At 71.8% G+C, this 19,202-nt stretch carries 19 protein-coding genes; 6 read left to right on the forward strand and 13 right to left on the reverse strand.

Going from position 1 to position 19,202, the window contains the following annotated elements:
* Nucleotides 1-19 precede the first annotated feature (19 nt).
* The 3 genes from LDL49_RS36215 (at nucleotide 20) to LDL49_RS36225 (ending at nucleotide 2,571) form a co-directional block, all read left to right on the forward strand.
* A complete protein-coding gene (locus LDL49_RS36215; RefSeq protein ID WP_372470507.1) occupies nucleotides 20-427 on the forward strand; it encodes a YchJ family protein in 408 nt (135 codons plus the stop codon).
* A gap of 9 nt (nucleotides 428-436) precedes the next feature.
* Nucleotides 437-859 carry a DUF6221 family protein gene (locus LDL49_RS36220; RefSeq protein WP_225298106.1) on the forward strand — a complete coding sequence of 141 codons (423 nt, stop codon included), beginning with the start codon at nucleotides 437-439 and terminating at the stop codon, nucleotides 857-859.
* Between the two features lie 65 nt (nucleotides 860-924).
* Nucleotides 925-2,571: a RecQ family ATP-dependent DNA helicase gene (locus LDL49_RS36225; protein WP_225298108.1), complete on the forward strand. Its 1,647-nt coding sequence runs from the start codon at nucleotides 925-927 to the stop codon at nucleotides 2,569-2,571.
* A 7-nt stretch (nucleotides 2,572-2,578) separates the two neighbouring features.
* Here the strand turns inward: LDL49_RS36225 and LDL49_RS36230 are convergent, their stop codons facing one another.
* The 9 genes from LDL49_RS36230 to LDL49_RS36280 all read right to left on the reverse strand — a co-directional run bounded on the left by LDL49_RS36230 (nucleotide 2,579) and on the right by LDL49_RS36280 (nucleotide 13,719).
* On the reverse strand, nucleotides 2,579-3,892 hold the full coding sequence (locus LDL49_RS36230) for an aminopeptidase P family protein (protein WP_225298110.1): 1,314 nt from the start codon (nucleotides 3,890-3,892) through the stop codon (nucleotides 2,579-2,581).
* Complete coding sequence (locus LDL49_RS36235) at nucleotides 3,885-5,168, reverse strand: alpha/beta fold hydrolase (protein WP_225298112.1); 1,284 nt, start codon at nucleotides 5,166-5,168, stop codon at nucleotides 3,885-3,887. The genes LDL49_RS36230 and LDL49_RS36235 overlap by 8 nt, the downstream gene beginning before the upstream one ends.
* On the reverse strand, nucleotides 5,165-5,989 hold the full coding sequence (locus tag LDL49_RS58650) for an ABC transporter ATP-binding protein (protein ID WP_308016237.1): 825 nt from the start codon (nucleotides 5,987-5,989) through the stop codon (nucleotides 5,165-5,167). The genes LDL49_RS36235 and LDL49_RS58650 overlap by 4 nt, the downstream gene beginning before the upstream one ends.
* Nucleotides 5,986-6,798 (reverse strand): ABC transporter ATP-binding protein, encoded by an 813-nt coding sequence (locus tag LDL49_RS58655; RefSeq protein WP_225298114.1) that lies wholly within the window; start codon nucleotides 6,796-6,798, stop codon nucleotides 5,986-5,988. Before LDL49_RS58655 ends, LDL49_RS58650 begins: the two co-directional genes overlap by 4 nt.
* Nucleotides 6,795-7,790 carry an ABC transporter permease gene (locus tag LDL49_RS36260; RefSeq protein ID WP_225298117.1) on the reverse strand — a complete coding sequence of 332 codons (996 nt, stop codon included), beginning with the start codon at nucleotides 7,788-7,790 and terminating at the stop codon, nucleotides 6,795-6,797. Before LDL49_RS36260 ends, LDL49_RS58655 begins: the two co-directional genes overlap by 4 nt.
* The gene (locus LDL49_RS36265) at nucleotides 7,790-8,728 is read right to left on the reverse strand and encodes an ABC transporter permease (RefSeq protein ID WP_225298119.1); all 939 of its coding nucleotides are present in this window, start codon (nucleotides 8,726-8,728) and stop codon (nucleotides 7,790-7,792) included. The genes LDL49_RS36260 and LDL49_RS36265 overlap by 1 nt, the downstream gene beginning before the upstream one ends.
* Nucleotides 8,729-8,734: 6 nt before the next feature.
* A complete protein-coding gene (locus LDL49_RS36270; RefSeq protein ID WP_225298120.1) occupies nucleotides 8,735-10,426 on the reverse strand; it encodes an ABC transporter substrate-binding protein in 1,692 nt (563 codons plus the stop codon).
* A 36-nt stretch (nucleotides 10,427-10,462) separates the two neighbouring features.
* Nucleotides 10,463-12,352: a glycoside hydrolase family 127 protein gene (locus LDL49_RS36275; protein WP_225298122.1), complete on the reverse strand. Its 1,890-nt coding sequence runs from the start codon at nucleotides 12,350-12,352 to the stop codon at nucleotides 10,463-10,465.
* Nucleotides 12,353-12,492: 140 nt separating this feature from the next.
* Nucleotides 12,493-13,719, reverse strand: coding sequence for an alpha-hydroxy acid oxidase (locus tag LDL49_RS36280; RefSeq protein ID WP_225298124.1), 1,227 nt, complete (start codon nucleotides 13,717-13,719; stop codon nucleotides 12,493-12,495).
* A gap of 121 nt (nucleotides 13,720-13,840) precedes the next feature.
* Here LDL49_RS36280 and LDL49_RS36285 point away from each other — a divergent pair, with 121 nt between their 5' ends.
* Complete coding sequence (locus tag LDL49_RS36285) at nucleotides 13,841-14,476, forward strand: HD domain-containing protein (RefSeq protein WP_225298126.1); 636 nt, start codon at nucleotides 13,841-13,843, stop codon at nucleotides 14,474-14,476.
* Here the strand turns inward: LDL49_RS36285 and LDL49_RS36290 are convergent.
* From LDL49_RS36290 to LDL49_RS36305, 4 genes are all read right to left on the reverse strand, one after another.
* The gene (locus LDL49_RS36290; protein ID WP_225298128.1) at nucleotides 14,426-14,689 is read right to left on the reverse strand and encodes a DUF4031 domain-containing protein; all 264 of its coding nucleotides are present in this window, start codon (nucleotides 14,687-14,689) and stop codon (nucleotides 14,426-14,428) included. The two genes, LDL49_RS36285 and LDL49_RS36290, sit on opposite strands and share 51 nt — an antisense overlap.
* A complete protein-coding gene (locus LDL49_RS36295) occupies nucleotides 14,686-15,438 on the reverse strand; it encodes an HAD family hydrolase (protein WP_225298130.1) in 753 nt (250 codons plus the stop codon). Before LDL49_RS36295 ends, LDL49_RS36290 begins: the two co-directional genes overlap by 4 nt.
* A gap of 18 nt (nucleotides 15,439-15,456) precedes the next feature.
* Nucleotides 15,457-16,626 carry a cytochrome P450 gene (locus LDL49_RS36300; protein WP_225298133.1) on the reverse strand — a complete coding sequence of 390 codons (1,170 nt, stop codon included), beginning with the start codon at nucleotides 16,624-16,626 and terminating at the stop codon, nucleotides 15,457-15,459.
* 89 nt (nucleotides 16,627-16,715) lie between these two features.
* Complete coding sequence (locus LDL49_RS36305) at nucleotides 16,716-16,991, reverse strand: hypothetical protein (RefSeq protein ID WP_225298135.1); 276 nt, start codon at nucleotides 16,989-16,991, stop codon at nucleotides 16,716-16,718.
* A gap of 210 nt (nucleotides 16,992-17,201) precedes the next feature.
* Here LDL49_RS36305 and LDL49_RS36310 point away from each other — a divergent pair, with 210 nt between their 5' ends.
* A complete protein-coding gene (locus tag LDL49_RS36310; protein WP_225298137.1) occupies nucleotides 17,202-18,446 on the forward strand; it encodes a hypothetical protein in 1,245 nt (414 codons plus the stop codon).
* A gap of 14 nt (nucleotides 18,447-18,460) precedes the next feature.
* Complete coding sequence (locus LDL49_RS36315; protein ID WP_225298139.1) at nucleotides 18,461-19,147, forward strand: DUF2786 domain-containing protein; 687 nt, start codon at nucleotides 18,461-18,463, stop codon at nucleotides 19,145-19,147.
* The last annotated feature ends 55 nt before the right edge of the window (nucleotides 19,148-19,202 follow it).

The raw sequence follows: 19,202 nt of genomic DNA on the forward strand, positions 1-19,202 counted from the left end.
GTCCCCGGCACCGGGCAGAATGAGAGGCGTGCCGCGACGTGACTCGACATCCGCCTCCGCCCCGTGCCCGTGCGGGCTGCCGGCGACCTACGGCGAGTGCTGCGGGCGGCTGCACCGAGGCCTGGCCGCCGCGCCCACGGCCGAGGCGCTCATGCGGTCCCGGTTCAGCGCCTTCAGCGTCGGCGACGCCGGATATCTGCTGCGCACCTGGCATCCGGCGGCCCGCCCGGCCCGCCTCGACCTCGACCGGGGGACACGCTGGACCCGGCTGGAGATCCTGGAGACCACCGGGGGCAGCGTCGTCCACACCGAGGGCACCGTCCGCTTCCGGGCCCACTACACCGACAACGGCGAGGCGGGCTGCATCGAAGAGCACAGCCGCTTCGTCCGGCACGAGGGCGGATGGACCTATGCCGGGGCCGACTGAGGGAGAGCGTTGACCTACGACCTGTTGTCCTGGCTGCGCGCCACGATCGAGGGCGACAACGCGACGGCCGAGGCGGCGACTCCCGGCCCGTGGTCCTACGACCCCACCAGGGAGTGGTACGACGGCGACGACTTCGTCACCATGACCAACGGGCAGGAGTTCGTCGGCTTCGGCGACCCGTCGGCCTTCCGGGGCGCGGTCTGCATCACCGGCGACGCCGGTCACGCCCCGTCCATGAGGGACGCCGTGCACATCGCCCGCCACGATCCCCGTGACGTCACGGCCCGCTGCGCCGCCGAGCTGCGCCTGATCGCCGCGCACGGAGACGGGGACGGCCACACAGACGACGACGGGCCCTGCGACACGCTGCGGCTGCTCGCCTACGGCTACCGCCATCGTCCCGGCTGGCAGCCCGAGTGGGCGCCACGCTGAGTTCGACGGCCGGCGTTCGGTGAGCGCGGCAGCGGGTACTGGCCGCCCACTAACAGGAGGGGCGTATGGGATTACGGGCGAGGCTCAACAGCCGGTTCGGGCGGAAGGGACGGCGGCTGCGGGCCACGGCGCGGCAGACCTTCGACTGGCAGGACCTGCGGCCGGGCCAGCAGGAGGCGATGGAGCACCTGCTCGACGGGCGTGACGTGCTGCTGGTCATGCCGACCGGGGCCGGCAAGTCGGCGGTCTACCAGGTGCCCGCGCAGCTGCGCGACGGTCCCACCGTGGTCGTCTCGCCGCTCATCGCGCTGCAGCGGGACCAGGTGATGGGCCTGGAGAAGGCCGACGCGGGCGGGGCCGTGGCGGTCAACTCCACCTCCTCGGTCAAGGCGGGGCTGGAGAAGGTCACGGCGGGGGAGGCGGAGTTCGTGTTCCTGTCGCCCGAGCAGCTGGCCAAGCCCGACGTCGTCGCCCAGCTGGCCAAGGCCGGGCCGTCGCTCATCGCGGTCGACGAGGCCCACTGCGTCTCGTCGTGGGGGCATGACTTCCGCCCCGACTACCTGCGGCTGGGCAAGGTCATCGAGCGCCTGGGGCACCCGCCGGTGGTGGCGATGACCGCCACGGCGGCGCCGAACGTCCGGGAGGAGATCGTCCGCTCCCTCGGCCTGAAGGACCCGGTGCAGATCGTCCGCGGGTTCGACCGGCCCAACATCCGGCTGGAGGTGCGCCGGTTCGTCGGCGACGACGACAAGATCCGTGCCCTGGCCGAGCACGCCGCCTCCCTCGACGGGCTCGGCCTGGTCTACGTCGCCACCCGGCGCGAGGCCGAGGAGTACGCCGCGCTGCTGACCGGGATGGGCCGCCACGCGGAGCCGTACCACGCCGGGATGCGGGCGGCCGAGCGGACGCGGGTGCACGCGCTCTTCACGGCGGGCGAGGTGGACACCGTGGTGGCCACGTCGGCGTTCGGGATGGGGATCGACCGGGCCGATGTCCGCTACGTGCTGCACGCGTCCCCGCCCGAGTCGCCCGACGCCTACTACCAGGAGATCGGCCGGGCGGGCCGGGACGGACGGCCCGCCCACGCCGTGCTGTTCTACCGGCCGGAGGATCTCGGCCTGCGCCGCTTCTTCGCCAGCGGCCGGGCGGACGCCGACGCGCTGCTGCGGGTGGCGACGCTGGTGAAGGAGCACGGCGGCATCGTGCCCGTCACCGAGCTGCGCGCCCTGCTGGAGGTGGGCGCCTCCCAGCTGACGAGCCTGGTCAACCTGCTGGAGCAGGCCGAGGCGGTGACCGTCACCGACTCCGGCGACCTGCGCTACGTGCCGGGCGGGCCGCCGCCGGAGCAGGCCGCCGCGCGGGCGGTGGAGCTCGACGAGATCCGGCACCGCGTCGACGACTCGCGGATCGACATGATGCGCGGCTACGCGGAGACGACCGGGTGCCGCCGCCGCTTCCTGCTGGAGTACTTCGGCGAGCCGTACGACACCGCCTGCCGGACCTGCGACACCTGCCAGGACGGCCAGGAGCCCATCGCGACCGGCGACGGACCGTACCCGCTGCACGCCAAGGTCGAGCACCAGGCATGGGGACGGGGCACGGTCATGCGCCGCGAGCCGGACCGGATCACGGTCCTGTTCGACTCGGTGGGCTACAAGACGCTCGCCCTGGCCGCCGTGGAGGGCGTCCTGCGACGCGCGGACGAGGCGTAGGCCGGGGTCACTTCATCCAGTCCTCCAGGCCGCTCGCCGACAGGGGCAGCTCGGCCGAGAGCACCTCCATGCCGTCCGCCGTCACCAGCAGGTCGTCCTCGATGCGCGCGCCGATCCCGCGCAGCTCGGGCGGCACGGTCAGGTCGTGGGCGTGGAAGTACAGGCCGGGCTCCACGGTGAACACCATGCCCGGCTCGATGAGCGCCCCCTGGTAGGCCTCGGGCGCGGCCTTGGCGCAGTCGTGCACGTCCAGGCCGAGGTGGTGGCCGATGCCGCAGATCAGGTAGCGGCGGTGGTGCTGGCCGCGCTCCGACAGCGCCTCGTCCACCGAGACGGGCAGCATCCCCCAGTCGTCCAGCCCCCGCGCGATGACCTCCATCGCGGCGTGGTGGAAGTCGGTGAACCGGCGGCCGGGGGCGACCTGCGCCAGCGCCGCCCGGTGCGCCCGCTCCACCAGGTCGTGCACCTGGCGCTGGGCGGGGGAGAAGGCGCCGGAGGCGGGGAAGGTGCGGGTGACGTCGGCGGTGTAGTGGCTGCGTACCTCCACGCCCATGTCGAGCAGCAGCAGCTCGTCCGGCAGCACCGGGCCGTCGCAGCGCACCCAGTGCAGGGTCGGGGCGTGCGGGCCGCTGCCCACGATCGAGGCGTAGCCGGGGCCGTTGCCGTACGCCCTGGCGTACCGGTCGAAGGTGCCCTGCAGCCAGCGCTCACCCGGTCCGGCCACCGCGGTGGGGATCTCGGCGAGCACGGCGGCGAACCCCTCGACCGTCCGGTCCACGGCCTCCCTCAGCTGGCCGATCTCCCAGTCATCCTTGATCATGCGCAGCTCGGCCAGCACCCGGGCGATCTCGTCGTCGGTGGAGACCGTGCCGTCGAAGTCCGCCAGCGGCCTGACCGGCACGCCCAGCGCCGCCGACCACTCGGCCAGTCCGGGAGCGGCGCCCACCCACAGCTCCCCGTGGGCGGCGTCGGCGAAGAAGCCCGGCTCGCCGGGATAGGCGGGGACGGGCAGGTAGACGACCGCGTCGCCGTCCCTGACCACCGCCACGGCGTCCTCGGCCACGCAGCCGGTCAGCCAGTAGAAGTCGCTGCCGGGACGGAAGTCGTAGGAGGTGTCGTTGCTGCGCACCGGCGCCTGGCCCGCCGCCACCACGACGGTCCGGCCGGGCAGCGCGGCGCCGAGCCGGGCCCGATGGGCGGCGGCGGCCTCGGCGGCGCCGGGGACGACGGTCGGGGTGCGGTCGGGGATGTCCCAGCCCTTGCCGATGTAGTCAGTGAACGCGGGGATGTCCAGAAGTTTGGGGGGCCTGCCGTCAGTCACCTGTGATGCCTCCTCCGATGTCACGTACCAGTCCGGTCAGCCGGGCGAAGACGCGGTCCTCGCCCAGGCCGTCGTGCTCGTACTCGTTGGTGACCCACGCCTGGGCGTTGCCGATGCGGGCGGCGGTGTCCAGTTGCAGGCCGGAATCTACGTACATGTCGTCGTAATACACGGCGGCGGCCAGCGGAACCTCGTTGGCGGCCAGGCGTACCGGGTCGTAGAGCGGCGGCCAGTCCGCCCGCTCGGCCAGGAGCTCCACGGCCGCGCGGAACGGGCGCAACGCCCGGATCTCGGCGAACATCCAGGGGTACATCATCTCCCCGGTGAACAGCAGCGGCCGGGCCGACTCGGCGAAGGCCGGGTGGCGGGCCCGCTCGCGTTCGGCGGCCCAGCCGGTGGCTCCGGGGCCCGAGCCGTAGATGCTCTCCTGGAGCGCGGCGAACAGCGGGTTGTCGCTGTAGGAGGAGCGGGCCAGTACCTGGTGCAGGAAGGTGTCCGTCACGTGCTCGCCGTCGAGCGCCTCGTCGAGCAGCCAGTGCATGCGCTCGTAGCCCGGCTTCATGCCGAAGTCGATGCCGAGCGACTGCAGCCGCCGTACCGTGAGCACGTCGCCGTCGGGCAGCCGTACGTCCTGCTCGGCCAGCCGGTCGGCCAGGCGGCCCGCGGTCTCCACGTGGTGCGGGTAGCGGCGGTAGAACTCGGCGTTCTTGGCCGCGACGCGGGGATAGGTGCGCCGGTAGACCTCCGCCGCGTCCGGCTCCAGGCCGGGCAGCCCCCCGGTGACGTAGCAGGCGCTCAGCCCCTGCGGCGCCTGCGACAGGTACGTCAGTGTGAGGAACCCGCCGTAGCTCTGGCCCAGCGTCTCCCAGCGACGGCCGCCGAAGACGGTCGTACGCAGGTGCTCGGCGTCGGCGACGATCGAGTCGGCGCGGAAGCGGCTGAGGTAGTCGGCGGCCGCCCGCGCGCTCCCGAACGCGCTCATGACCCGCCCGTCGATCCGCGAGCTGCGCCCGGTGCCGCGCTGGTCGAGCAGGATCACCCGGTGCGTCTTGAGCGCCTGGCCGAGCCAGCCGTTCGTGGTGATCGGGCGCGGGCCCTTGCCGCCGGGACCGCCCTGCAGGTAGAGCAGACACGGCAGGTCCTCGGCCGCCCGCACCGGATCGGCCAGCTCCCGGGCGAACACCGTGATGGTCTCCCCGCCGGGCGCGGACCAGTCGAGCGGCACCTCCACCACGTGGTCGCGCACGCGCATCCCGGGAATCGTGTACGTGGTCAACGGGGGCTCCCTTCACGGCGCCTGCGGTCCCATTCGGGGTTGATGCGGGGGATGGCGGCCAGGAGCGTCCGGGTGTACGGGTCCTGGGGGTCGCCGAAGACGCTCTCGACCGGGCCCTGCTCGACGATCCTGCCCTTGCTCATGACCGCCACCCGATGGGCGATCTGCCGGACGACGGCCAGGTCGTGGGCGATGAAGATGTAGCTGAAGCCGCTCTCGGCCTGCAGCCGCCGCAGCAGCTCGATGACCTGGGCCTGCACGGAGACGTCCAGGGCGGACACCGCCTCGTCGCAGATGACCAGCTTGGGGTGCACGGCCAGCGCGCGGGCGATGCCGATCCGCTGGGCCTGGCCGCCGGAGAACTGCGCGGGGTAGCGCTGGGAGTGGCCCGGGTCGAGCCCGACCCGCTCCATCAGCTCCCTGGCGTGCGCCCGCTTCCCGCCCGTCGGGGGGATCCCCTGGTACACCAGGGGTGCCATCAGGATGCGCTCGACCGTGTGGCGGGGGTTGAGCGAGGAGAACGGGTCCTGGAAGACGACCTGCACGTTGGCGCGGTAGCGGGCCAGCGTGGCCCCCTTCGCGGTGGTGATGTCCTCGCCCTCGAACTCCAGGGTGCCCGCGCTCGGCTCCGTCAGCCTGGCCACCATGCGGGCGGTCGTCGACTTGCCGCTGCCCGACTCGCCCACCACGGCCAGCGTCTCGCCCGGCCGGACGTCGAAGCTGACTCCGTCGACCGCGACGAACTCGGCCTTGCTGCCCAGCGGCCCGCGGCTGACGAACCGCTTGGTCAGCTCGTTCGCCCTCAACAGGGGCTCGCTCATGACATCACCTCGTCGATGGGGGAGTCGTCGATGCGCGGGACGCTGTCCAGCAGCATGCGGGTGTAGTCGTGCCGCGGATCGGAGAAGACCTGCTCGGCGGTGCCGTACTCGACCTGCTCGCCCCGGCACATCACCAGGACGCGGGTGGCGATCGAGCTGATCACCGCGAGGTCGTGGGTGATGAACACCATCCCGGTGCCGCTCTCCCGCCGCAGGTCGGCGAGCAGGCGCAGGATCTGCGCCTGGACGGTCACGTCGAGCGCGGTGGTCGGCTCGTCGGCGATGAGGAGGGCGGGGGAGCAGACCAGCGCCATCGCGATCATGACGCGCTGCCGCTGCCCGCCGGAGAACTGGTGCGGGTAGTAGTCCACCCGCCGCTCCGGGTCGGGCAGGCCCACCTGCTCCAGCGCCTCGATCGCGACCTTGCGCGCGGCCTTGCGCGAGCGGCCCTTATGGGCCCGGTAGACCTCCTCGATCTGCAGGCCCACGGTGTAGTACGGGTTCAGCGACGACAGCGGGTCCTGGAAGACCATCGAGACCTGGTTCCCCCTGATCCGGCGCATGTCCTTGTCGCCGCGGCCGAGCAGCTCGGTGCCGTCCAGCCGGATGCTGCCCCGGGTCACCGCCCCCCGGGGCAGCAGCCCCATGATCGCGAGGCTGGTCATCGACTTGCCCGAACCGGACTCGCCGACGATGCCGACGGTCTCGTCGCTCCCGACGGTGAAGCAGACGTCCTTGACGACGTCCACCGGCCCCCGCGTGGTGGGGAAGGTGACGGTGAGGTCCTCCACGACAAGCAGGTCACTCATTTCGCGGTGATCCTCACTCTCGGGTCCAGCGTGGTGTAGACGAGGTCGACCACCAGGTTGCCCACCACCACGAAGAACGCGGCGAGCAGCGTCACCGCCATGATCACCGGCTGGTCGTTCTTGGCGATCGAGTCGGCGGCCATCTTGCCCACCCCGTTGAGGCCGAAGACCGTCTCGGTGATGAGCGCGCCGCCCAGCAGGGCCGCGAAGTCCATCCCGAAGATGGTGGCGATCGGGGTGAGCGCGGGCCGCAGCGCGTGCCGCCGCATGGTGAGCATGGGCGGCAGGCCCTTGGCCCGGGCCGTGCGCATGAAGTTCTCCGCCAGCGTGTCGATCACGTTGGCCCTGGTCAGCCGCGCGTAGAGGCAGGCGTAGCCGGTGGCCAGCACGACCCAGGGCATCAGGTACGACTGGAACCACAGCACCGGGCCGTCGGAGAAGGAGACCGCCGACGGGAAGGGCAGGATCTGCAGCCACACCACCAGCACGTACTGCAGCGCCAAGGCCAGCACGTAGTTGGGGATGCTCGACCCGCCGAGAGCCAGCCCCATCGCGGTACGGTCCCACCAGGTGCCCTCCTTCACCGCGCTGAGCAGCCCGGCCAGGATGCCGATCAGCAGCCAGAGCACCGCGGCGCCGATCGCGACGGTGGCGCTGACCGGCAGCCGGTCCACGACCATCTCCCAGACCGACTGATTGGTCTGGAAGCTGTAGCCCAGGCACGGGGCCGCGCAGTGGATCAGGTTGGCCCCCGAGCCGTAGTCCCGGCCGACGAAGATGGCCGTCAGGAACGTCCAGAACTGGGTGAAGTACGGCTGGTCGAGCCCGAGCACCCCGCGGATCTGGTCGATCCGCTCGGGCGTGCACGTCTTCCCGCAGATCATCAGCGCCGGATCCGGCGACAGCGTGAAGAAGATGACGAAGGTGAACAGGCAGACCAGGAAAAGGATCACCACGATGCCGGCGAACCGCCCGGCGACATAACGCGCCATCAGGAGGCCTCCCCGGCGTCGAAGGCGGCACGCAGGCGGTCCCCGAGCACGGTCAGGGACAGCACGGTGCAGAACAGGAAGGCGCCGGGCACCGCGAAGTACATCGGGTCCACGGCGTACCAGCCCACCGAGCTGGAGATCATCTGCCCCCAGGACGGTGTCGGCGGGGTCACGCCGACGCCCAGGAACGACAGCCCCGCCTCGGTGCCGACATAGCCGGGCACGGCCAGCGTGGTCATCACGATCAGCGAGCTGCGCAGGTTCGGCAGGATCTCCCTGAACACCAGGACGCCCGTCGAGGCGCCCGACACCCGGGCGGCCTCGACGAACTCCCTGTTCACCAGCGTCAGCGTCTGGCCGCGCACCACGCGGGCGAGATACGGCCAGCCGAAGACGCTGATCACCACCACCAGCAGCACCGACCGGTTGCCCGTCGGCAGCGAGGACAGGATCGCGATCATGAAGATGAGGGCGGGGAAGGCCATCAGGAAGTCCATGATCCGGGAGATCACCTGGTCGACCCAGCCCTGGTAGAAGCCGGCCAGCATGCCGAGCACCACCCCGAGCAGGGTGGTGAGCGCGGTGGCCGCGGCCGCGATCAGCAGCGAGACGCGCGCGCCGTACGCGATGCGCGCCAGGATGTCGCGGCCGTTCTGCGGCTCCACACCGAGCAGGTGGTCGGCGCTGATCCCGCCCAGCGAGCCGCGTGGCAGCCCGCCGAGGTCGGTGTCGATGGCCGCGCTGTCGAAGTCGTTCGGCCCGTGGCCGGTGATCGCGGAGATCAGCGGCGCGCAGATCGCCATCAGCAGGATCAGCACGAGGAAGGCCGTGCTGAGCACGGCCGCCCAGTCGTGCAGCAGCGCGCCGGCGACCCGCCGGGCCGAGGTGGCGGGCGCCACGGGGGCGCCCGCCGCTGGGAGGACAGTGGTGGTGGTCATCTTCGGCTACTTGCCCGGCTTGGCCAGCCCGACGGATACCAGGTCGATGCCCCCGGAGAAGGCGTAGGACTGGTACGCGCCGGCGATGTTGGCGCCAGAGACGATGACGTACTTCTCATAGGCCAGCGGCACGATCGGCGCCAGCTTCATGATCTCCTTGTCCAGCTCGCCGTAGGCGGCGTTCGCGGCCGTGACGTCGGTCATCGCGGCGATCTCGTCGATGCGCTTGTTGATCGCCTTGTCGTTGATCTGGGCGAGGTTCGCGTTGCCCTTGGCGGTGATGTTGCGGCCGTCGAACAACGGCGGCAGGAACGTCGCGCCGGACGCCCAGTCGGGGCACCAGCCGGTGACGGCGGCGTCGTGCTGCTGCGCGGGTGTGCCGATCACCTCGTAGAACGTGGAGGTGTCAATGTTGTTGATCTTGACGTCGATCTTCACCGCCTTGAGCGCCTCCTGGACGGCCACGGCGACCGCCGCCATCTTCGGGTCCGGCCGGGTGTCGAGGGTGAGGCTGAAGCCGTTGGCCAGGCCCGCCTCGGCGAGCAGCTTGCGGGCCGCCTCGGCGTCGGTGGGATAGAGGTCGTAGTCGACCCGGCCGGCGACCGTCGGCGGCTGGATGGAGGTGCCCTTGGCCGCCAGGCTCGACCCGCCCATCCCGGCCACCACGGTGTCCTTGTTGATGGCGTAGTTGATCGCCTGGCGCACCCGCACGTCGTCGAGCGGCTTCTTGGTGGTGTTCAGGCCCATGTAGGTGGTGCAGCCGTTGAGCCCGCTCAGCGAGCGCGCCTTGAGCTGCGGAGTCTGCACCCGTGCCACGGTCGCCGCCTGGATCGTGCTCCCGACGGCGTCGGCGTCGGTGCCCTGTCCGGCCAGCATGCGCTCGTCGATGGTGGCCGCGTCCAGCCCGAACGTCCACTCCCAGGCGTCCGGCTTGGCCGACCTGACGCTGTCGGTCTCGGCCTTCCACTGCGGGTTGCGCACCAGCTTGAGCGAGGAGCCGCGGTTGTAACTGGCCACCTTGTACGGCCCCGAGGCGATCGGCTTGGTGTCGAACGCGGCCGCGGCGCCGGTGCCCTTGGGGAAGGGGATGAAGTTGGCCATGGCCAGGGCGCTGGGGAAGTCGGCGAAGGGCTTCTTGAGGTGGAAGACGATGGTCTTGGCGTCAGGAGTCTCGATCGTGTCGAGGTCGCCGGAGACGTACGGGCCCTTGTAGTCCTTGGGCGCGTCGAGGAGCAGCTTGGCGTACGGCGAGCCGATCCCCGCCTCGGGGTCGAAGCCGCGCGTGGCGCCGAACTTCACCGCCTCGCTGTTGATCGGCGTGCCGTCCTCGAAGAACAGGTTGTCCTTGAGGGTGAAGGTCCAGGTCTTGGCGCCGTCGGACGGCTTGCCCGTGTCGGTGGCGAGGTCGGGCACGATCTTCGTGCTCTCCGCGCCGGGGGCCGCGCCGAAGGTGGTCAGGTTCCGGTAGATGAGCCGGTAGAAGTTGTTGACGCCGCCGTCCCAGCCGCGGGCGGGATCCAGGTGGGAGAAGTCCGCCTTTGTCAGGAAGTGCACGGTGCCACCGGTGGCGGGCTTCGCGGACGAGCCGGACGAGCCGGATCCGGTGGAGGTGGAGGGGGCGGCGCCGCCGCCCCCGCAGGCCGCGAGCGCCAGCACGGCGCTCACCGCGACGCCCGAAAGCGCAGCCGATCTCCTCATGTCGCCTTCTTTCTGAATCAATCCACTGGGTGGGGGTCACGCACTGCGGACCCACACCCGCATGGCCTCGGGGCTACGGTTGCCCCACATGAAGTACGGGACGAAGGTCGTGGTGACCGTCGTCTCCGGGAACGCCCGCTCCTGCGGCAGCTCGGGGTAGAGCTCCGCGGACGGCGGTGGTGCCGTGGCCGCCTTCACCTGGAGGACGACCGCGCCCTCCGACGTGGCGGTGTTGGCGTTAACAGCGTTGGCGTTAACAGTCCGTGGTAGCACCAGGTCGTCGACGTCCACAGGGCAGTCCTGCTGTTCGACGCAGTACACCAGCGGGCCGCGCGCCAGGCTGGCCGCGCCCCGGGTCGCGTCGAGGTGAGGGTGCGAGCCGTGCGCCCTGACCGGCATCGGCAGGCTCAGGCGTACCTCGTCGCCCGCGCGCCAGACCCGCTCGACGCTCAGCCACCCGTCCCGCGCGGCGACGTCGGCCGCCGCGCCGTTGACGGTGACCGTCACGCCCTTCGCCCAGCCCGGCACGCGCAGCATGATCGTGTACGGCCCGTCGGGCGCCCGGTCGAGGACCAGGCGCACGTCGCCGTCCCACGGGTAGTCGCTCTCCATCGTCAGCCCGAGCGCCTCGGTGTCGATCCTGGCCGCGGCGTAGGCGGCGATCAGCAGCGCGCCGTCTCGTTCGGCGGCCATGTGCTCGCCGAGCTGGGTCATCCAGCGCACGATGTTCGGCGGGCAGCAGGGGCAGCCGAACCACGGCCGGCGCAGCGGGTCGCCGCCGTCCTCCGCGCCGCTGCGCTGCTCGTGGTCGGGGCGGCGCTGGAGCGGGTTGTCGTAGAAGAAGGCGGTGCCCTCGGCCGACAGGCCCACGGCGTAGGCGTTGTACTGGATCCGCTCGAACACATCGAGGTACTTGGCGCCCCCGGTGGCCAGGAACATCCGCCACGCCCACTGCATGGTGCCGATGGCCGCGCAGGTCTCGCTGTAGGCGCGCTCGGACGGCAGTTCGTACCGGTCGCCGATGGCCTCGTCGGAGTGGCGGCTGCCCAGTCCTCCGGTGATGTAGAGCTTGGTGGCCACCATGTCGTCCCACAGCCGCTCCAGCGCCTCGAACAGCGAGCGGTCCCCGGTCTCGAGGTACACGTCGGTCGCGCCGGCGGCCAGGTAGGCCATGCGCACGGCGTGGCCGGTCACCGAGGGCAGGTCGCGGAAGGGCAGGTGATCCTGGAAGTACTCGGCGGTAAAGATGCTGTGCTTCAGGTGCCCGTGGCCACGGCGGTCGACGAACAGCCGGGCCTGGGTGAGATAGGCGCGCTCGCCAGTCTCCCTGAACAGCTCGACCAGCGCCATCTCCACTTCCGGGTGACCGCAGACGGCCTCCTCGCGGCCCTCGCCGTAGCGGGCCACGACCAGGTCGGCGAACCTGACCGCCACCTGGAGCAACCGCCGGTCGCCCAGGTGCCGGGCGGCGGCGACGGCGGCCTGGATGAGGTGGCCCAGGTTGTACAGCTCGTGCCCCCAGGCCAGGTCCTCCCACGGCTTCTTGGCGGCGGCCGGGTCCTGGAAGAAGGAGTTCAGGTAGCCGTCGTCCGCCTGCACCCGCTCCAGCAGCCCGACGACCTCCTCGTAGAACTCCCGTACGGGCTCGGCCGCCGTGCCCGTGGCCAGCTCGTACGCCAGCCCTTCGAGCGTCTTGTACAGGTCGGTGTCGAGGAACGGGTAGCGGCCCCGGTACGGGGGCGGGTCGTCCACCAGCAGACGGCTGAGGTTGTCCACGTTCCCGGCGGCGCGCAGCCGCTCGATGGCGTGGGGGACCGTGGCCGCGCTGTTCCTGAGCTGCCAGGCATGCAGCAGGCCGCCCACGATGCGGACGGCGACCGGCTTGACGTGCTCGGACACCAGCTCTTCATCAGTAATGTGTGGCATTGCACTGAACGATAGGTGTCGGGCGGGTGGACTGCCAAGGGTTACGGGGAGGAATTCATCCGCCGTAACCAGACCGTAAACCGGGAAACGGTCATTTCTGGACGCGGCTCCGCGATCCGTACCAGGTCGGGGCCGCGTTCCTAACGCAGGCGTACGCAGTCGGGGTCGAGCCCCTCGACGCCGCCCACACCCAGGAGTTGCAGCGTGCGGACCAGCTCGGCGCGCAGGAGGGCCAGTACCCGGTCCACGCCGGGTTCACCGCCCGCCATCAGCCCGTACAGGTAGGCCCGGCCGACGAAGCAGGCCCGCGCGCCCAGCGCCACCGCGATGGCGATGTCCGCGCCGCTGCGCACCCCGCCGTCCAGGAACACCTCCGTGCGGTCGCCGACCGCGGCCACCACCTCGGGCAGCAGCTCCAGCGGGGTGGGGGCGCGATCCAGCTGCCGCCCGCCGTGGTTGGAGACGACCAGCCCGTCCACTCCCACGGCCGCCAGATCCTTGGCGTCGTCCACCCGCTGCACGCCCTTGACCAGCAGCCGGCCCGGCCAGACCGACCGGATCCACTCCAAATCCCGCAGCGTCACCGTCGGATCGAACATCAGGTTCGTGATCCCCGCCAGGTCGTCCGGCGCGCCGTCGACCGTGGCGAAGCGCAGCGGCTCGCTGGTGATGAAGTCGAACCACCAGGCCGGACGGCTCAGCGCCTGCAGGACGCCACGCCAGCGCAGGGCGGGCGGCATCGTCATGCCGTGCCGCACGTCACGCAGCCGCGCCCCGGCCACCGGCACGTCCACGGTGACGACCAGCACGTCCATGCCCGCCTCACGGGCCCGGTCGAGCGTCTCCTGGCTGCGCCCCCGGTCGCGCACGACGTAGAGCTGGAACCAGTTCCAGCCGTCCGGCGCCGCCGCCACCACGTCCTCGGGCGTCGTGGTCCCCATCGTGGACAGCGTGTACGGCACCGCCGCCCGCGCCGCCGCCCTGGCCACGGCCCGCTCGCCGTCGCGGTGCATCATCCGGGTGAACCCGGTGGGCGCGAGCACGACCGGCATCGAGATCCGCTTGCCGAGCACCTCCACCGCCGTGGGCGCCTCGGAGACGTCCCGCAGCACCCGCGGCCGCAGCTCGGCCCGCGCGAACGCCGCCACCGACCTGGCCAGCGACCGCTCCGCCTCGGCCGCGCCGTCGACGTAGTCGAACACCACCCGCGGCGCGCGCCGCCACGCCAGCCGCCGCATGTCCGCCAGATCGGCCACCGCGGCCAGGCGCCGCGCCCGCGACGGGAACGGGTGCGGCCGGGGCGGCAGTACGGCGCGCAGTTCCTGCCAACGAGGCAGGCGCCGGGGATCCCTCGCCGTCGGCTTCATGCCCAGAACGCTATCAAGCCGGTAAATCCCGGTATACAGCCCGCACACACGCGCCTCCGATGAGTGCGCGCCCCTTGGGTTGCGCCTGGGTCGCCGGGTGGGGTGATCTACGGTGGTGTCCATGCGCGAGGACTGGCTCACCCTGGTGGCGGACTCTCCGGCGGCCAGGGCCACCGGAGCGGAGCTGGTCGCCCGCTGGGCCGAGCCGCACCGCCGCTACCACACGCTCGCCCATCTCGCCGCCGTGCTCGCCGCCATCGACCGGCTCGTGGACGCCGCCGCCGACCCCGTCGCGGTGCGGCTGGCCGCCTGGTTCCACGACGCCGTCTACGACGGGCGGCCGGGCTGGGACGAGGAGCGCAGCGCCCAGCTGGCCCAGGCGCGGCTGCCCCGCTGCGGCGTGCCCGCCGGCCGGGTCGCCGAGGTGGCCAGGCTGGTACGGCTGACAGCCGCGCACGACACGCTGGCCGAGGGCGACCGCGACGGCGCCGTCCTGTGCGACGCCGACCTGGCGGTCCTGGGCGGTCCGGACTACGAGCCGTACACGGCACGGATCCGCCAGGAGTACGCGCACGTGCCCGACGAGCTCTTCCGCCAGGGGCGGGCCGCGGTCCTGCGCAGGCTCCTGGCCGTACCCCGGCTCTATCGGACGGACGAGGCGTACGCGCTGTGGGAGGAGCGCGCACGGGCCAACATGAGCGCCGAGCTAGTGGCGCTTGCGGCGGCGCAGACCCCCGGCGATGAGACGGCGCAGTAGCTCCCGCGAGCTGACCGCCTCCGCGCCCAGCTCCACGGCACGGGCGTGCACGGTCTCCGGCACGTCGTAGTGGTCCCGGTCGAAGGCCCGCTCCGGCACGCCGAGCCGGAGCGCGAAGGCGTGCAGCTCGTCCAGGGAGCTGTCGCTGACCAGGTGCGACCACATGAGGCCGCGCGGCCCCGGCCAGGCTGGGGGATCAATGAGCACCGTCACGAAGTAAAGGGTAGGACCCTGCCGCGCACGGCCAGCTCGCCGAGGTCCTTCACCACCACGTCGGCGCCCTGCGCGCTCAGCTCGGTGGTCTCGCCGTGCCGGTCGACCGCGACGACGAGCCCGAAGCCGCCCTTGCGGCCCGCCTCGATGCCCGGCAGGGTGGCCTCCACCAGGGCCGCCTTGGGCGCGGGCAGCGCCAGGCGGCGCACCGCCTCCAGGAACAGCGCGGGGTCCGGCTTGCCCGGCAGGTTCATCAGGGCCGCGTCGTTGCCGTCGACCAGCACGTCGAACAGGTGCAGCACGCCCGCCGAGCCGACCAGCCGACGGCCGTGCAGGCTGGCGGAGACGGCCGCCGTGCGCGCGCCCCGCCGGCGCAGCTCGTGCAGCAGCGCCACGGTCGAGGGGAAGGCGGCCACCCCGTACTTGTCCACCTGCGCGATGAACAGGCGGTCCTTGGCCAGGCCCAGGCCGTGCACGGTGGGCGCCCCCGCCTCGTCGTCGGGGGCGCCCTCCGGCAGCGTGATGCCGCGTGAGGCGAGGAAGGTACGGACGCCGTCCAGGCGCGGACGGCCGTCGACATGCCGCAGGTAGTCGTCGCGGATGTCGAAAGGCGCCGAGCGGCCGCGCAGGAACGCGTCGAAGACATGCTTCCAGGCGGCCGCGTGCCCCCGAGCGGTGTCGGTGACCACGCCGTCGGTGTCGAACACGATGGCGCTGATCGCGGTCAGGTCGATGACGGGCTCGTTCACTCTGTGAACGTAACCGCTCTACCACGCTACGGGTAGCTTCTCCACGCCATAGACGATGGCAAGCTTTCTGAACGGCACCTCACCGGCCACCTGGAGCCCCGGGAAACGCCGCAGCAGGGCGGGGAAGGCGATCCGCATCTCCATCTGGGCCAGGGGCGCCCCGACGCAGCGGTGGATGCCGTGGCCGAACGCCAGGTGCGAGCCCGCCGTCGGGCGCTCCGGCCGCACCTCCTCGATCCCCTCGCCGAGGTGGGGGTCGCGGTTGGCCGCCGTGAGCGAGCAGAGCACCATCTCGCCCTTCTTGATCGGGTGGCCGAACAGCTCCAGGTCCTCGCGGGCGAAGCGGGGGAAGGCCACCTGCACGACGGTCATGTAGCGCAGCAGCTCCTCGACCACCTGCTCGGTGTAGCGGTCGTCCTCGCGTACCCGGGCGGCCTGCTCGGGGTTCTCCAGCAGCCAGAGCGTGCCGAGCGCGAGCATGCTCGTGCTGGTGTCGTGGCCGCCGGTGAGCAGGCCGTCGGCCATGCTGGCCAGCGTCCGGTCGTCGAGGTCGTCGCCGTGGTCGCGCAGCAGCTGCCCGAGCAGGCCGTCGCCGGGGTTCAGCCGTTCGCGGGCGACCAGGTCCGTCAGGTACGCCATCGCGTCGTTGATCGCCTGAAGGGACGCCTCGGGCCCGGCGGTGAGGTCGAAACGGTTCGTGCTGATCTTCAGGAATTCGGACCGTTCCTCGTACGGCACACCCAGCAGCTCGCACACGACCAGAGAGGGGATCGGCAGCGCGAACGACTCCACCAGATCGGCGGCCGGCCCGTTGGCCGCCATCCGGTCCAGGCACTCCTCCACCAGGGCCTCGATGCGCGGCTCCAGCCTGCGCAGGCGGTGCATGGTGAACTCCGGCGTCAGGTACTTGCGCAGCCTGGTGTGCTCAGGCGGGTCGCGGAAGCCGAGGCCGCCCGGATCCTCCTGGTTGGTGCCCAGGCCGAGCACGTTGCCGAAGTCGTTGCTGAACCGTTCGTGATCGGCGAGCACACTGCGCACGTCGTCGTAGCGGGTGACCAGATAGACCGTCTGGTCTCCCGGGATCGACATCGGGAACACCGGCTGCTCGGTGCGGATGCGGTCGAGCTCGGCCACCGGGTCGAAGCCCTCGCGCATGAACTGGACGAGCGGGAACTCTGAGTCTGCCATCGAAATCCGTCCTGCTGGGATACATCACACTTTGTTGGGATAAATCCCTACATAGATGGTCCCACCCGCAGGCCGCGATCCGGCCGGTCTCAGCCGAGCGCCGGCGTCCTCGTGACCTCGTCCGGAGGTGGGATCGACCGGTCGCGCGCCCAGACCGGAGGCTCGGGCAACGGGGCCTGCGCCACCAGCGACGGCGGCGCCGGTTTGGGTCGGCGTGGCTCGCGCACCCCGCCTTCCCCTCCGCCCGGTTCGTCGAACGGAAAATCCTCGTCGTCGGGGCCGTGCGGCTCGCCCGGACCGAACCCGGGCAGCCAGCTCGGAGCCCCACTGGTGAGAGCACGGCGCCTGCGCGATCGCTTGCTCACGAAGCCTCCTCGGGGCCTCCTCGGGGCCTCCTAGGCCAACCGGCTCCATTCTGCGTCACAACCTTCATGAACGCGAGGTCTCCTGGGGTGGGGGAGGATTGTGGTAAACGTGGGCAAAGCGGGGCGGCAGAGGCCGTTTGGCGTACAGGTACGCCACATTCTGCGATGATCTCGCTATAAGCGGAGTTTGAGCCTCACGGATAGTGACTGATGCCCACCACATTCGAGGAAATAGCTGCCTTCGTCGCCGACAAGCCGTTCGCCACCGCGGTCATAGCGCTGCTGGGCCTGGCCGGGCTGGTGCTCGCCTACCTGATACTCAGGGTCGTCTGGCGGGCTCTCGCCTGGGTCGTCTCGCGCTATATCGCCCCACGTCCCATCGAGGACGTCCTGACCGTCGTGGCCGCCTCCATCGCCACCGGTGTCTCCGCCCAGGGCATGTGGCGCTTCTCCGGTGACGTGCTCGGCCTCGACGGGCCGCTGCGGCTGCTGCTGTTCGCCTTCATCGAGGTCGCGATCATCACCTCGGCCGTACGGGCGCGCCGCAACATGCGCGAGAACTTCTCCGCCGGCATCGACGGCATCGCCGTGTGGGCGCTGACCTGCCTGACCGCCGTACTGTCCAGCATGGACGCGCGCAGCCTGCCCGAGGCCGTCTTCCGGCTCGCGGCCCCGCTGGTCGCCGCGTGGCTGTGGGAGCGCGGCATGGCCATCGAGCGGCACCGCATCAGGGGCACCGGCCGCATCAACTGGCGCCTCACCCCCGAACGGCTGCTGGTCAGGGTGGGCCTGGCCGAGGTGAGCGACCGTACCGCGAGCGAGGTCGACGCCCACCGCAGGCTCACCCGCGTCGCGCTGGCCGCCAAGCGGGCCAAGTCGCTGCGCGAGGGCGGCGCGTCCGAGCGCAAGATGCGCGGCGCGCTGGCCAAGCTCGACAAGGCCATGGACCAGGCCGTCGAGCACACCGGGCTGGCCGTCGACCAGGGCCGCCAGGAGGCGCTGCTCGCCCAGATCGCCGCCCTGTACAACACCTCCGCCCTCATCGACGCCGACCCGCGCGTGCCCTGGGAGCCGGAGGCCGACCACCACCCCGTGCCGGCCCGCCCCGCCCTGCCGCCCGCGCTGGTCGAACTCGTCCAGGACGACGACGAGGACGTCCAGGTGTTCGACACCACGCCGCAGGTCGTCGACACCGCCCAGCGGGCCGCGCTGATGCGCTCGGCCCGCGACTACTGGGACAGGCAGATCGCCAAGGGCATCGTGCCGCGCACGATCGACATCGCGCAGGAGATCGGCCTCTCACTGCCCGCCGCCCGCCAGTATCGTGCCCTGTGGAAGCTGGAGCCCGAGGCGCACGCGCTCATCGAGGCTCTGTACCAACAGCACGGCATCGTGGACACAGGCGCCTTCCCGGCCATCGCCGACGACGGGCGGATGCTGACCACCAAGTCCTGAGCCAGGGGGGCCGGTTGAGGGAGCGCACGCTCGAACGGGTCAGAAAGCTCCTGGCCAAGGCCGAACGCACGGACAACGAGCACGAGCGGGCCACGTTCATGGCGGCGGCGGCGTCGCTCATGGCCAAGTACGGCATCGACTCCCTCGACCCCGCCGACACCCGCCAGGCGCCCGGCGACCGGATCGTCACCCTGCCCAACCCGTGGGCCCGGGAGAAGGCGCGCCTCGTCAGCCTGGTCGCGCAGGCCCTGCGCTGCCGGCCGCTGCTCATCGGGCGCGGCGACGGCGGGCAGCGGGTGCACGTCTTCGGCTTCGCCGCCGACCTCGAACGGGCCGACGTGCTGGCCACCTCGCTGCTGCTGCAGATGGCCACGGGACTGGCCCGGGCACCACGGCCGCCCGACACCGCGATCCGCGCGTACCGGCGATCGTGGCTGCTCGGGTTCACCGACGAGGTGTACCGGCTGCTGCGCGAGGCCGAGACGCGGGCCGAGGAGCGGGCTCCCGCCGCGAGCACCGCGCTGGTGCTGGCCGACCGGCGGGCGGAGGTGGAGCGGGTGGTGGCGGCGCACTACCCGCGCATCCGGCTCAGCGTGCCGCGCACCAGCGGCACCGGCTACCGCGCCGGCGTCGAGGCGGGCCGCCGCGCCGACCTGGGCCGCACCCGCGTGGACACCCGGCCCGGCCGCGAACTGACCTGACCCGCAGCCCCGCCCGCCCGCCCCGCCTCGACCAGGCCTCGGCGGGAGGCCGGGC

This window comes from Nonomuraea aurantiaca (genome assembly GCF_020215705.1).
Lineage (GTDB): Bacteria > Actinomycetota > Actinomycetes > Streptosporangiales > Streptosporangiaceae > Nonomuraea > Nonomuraea aurantiaca.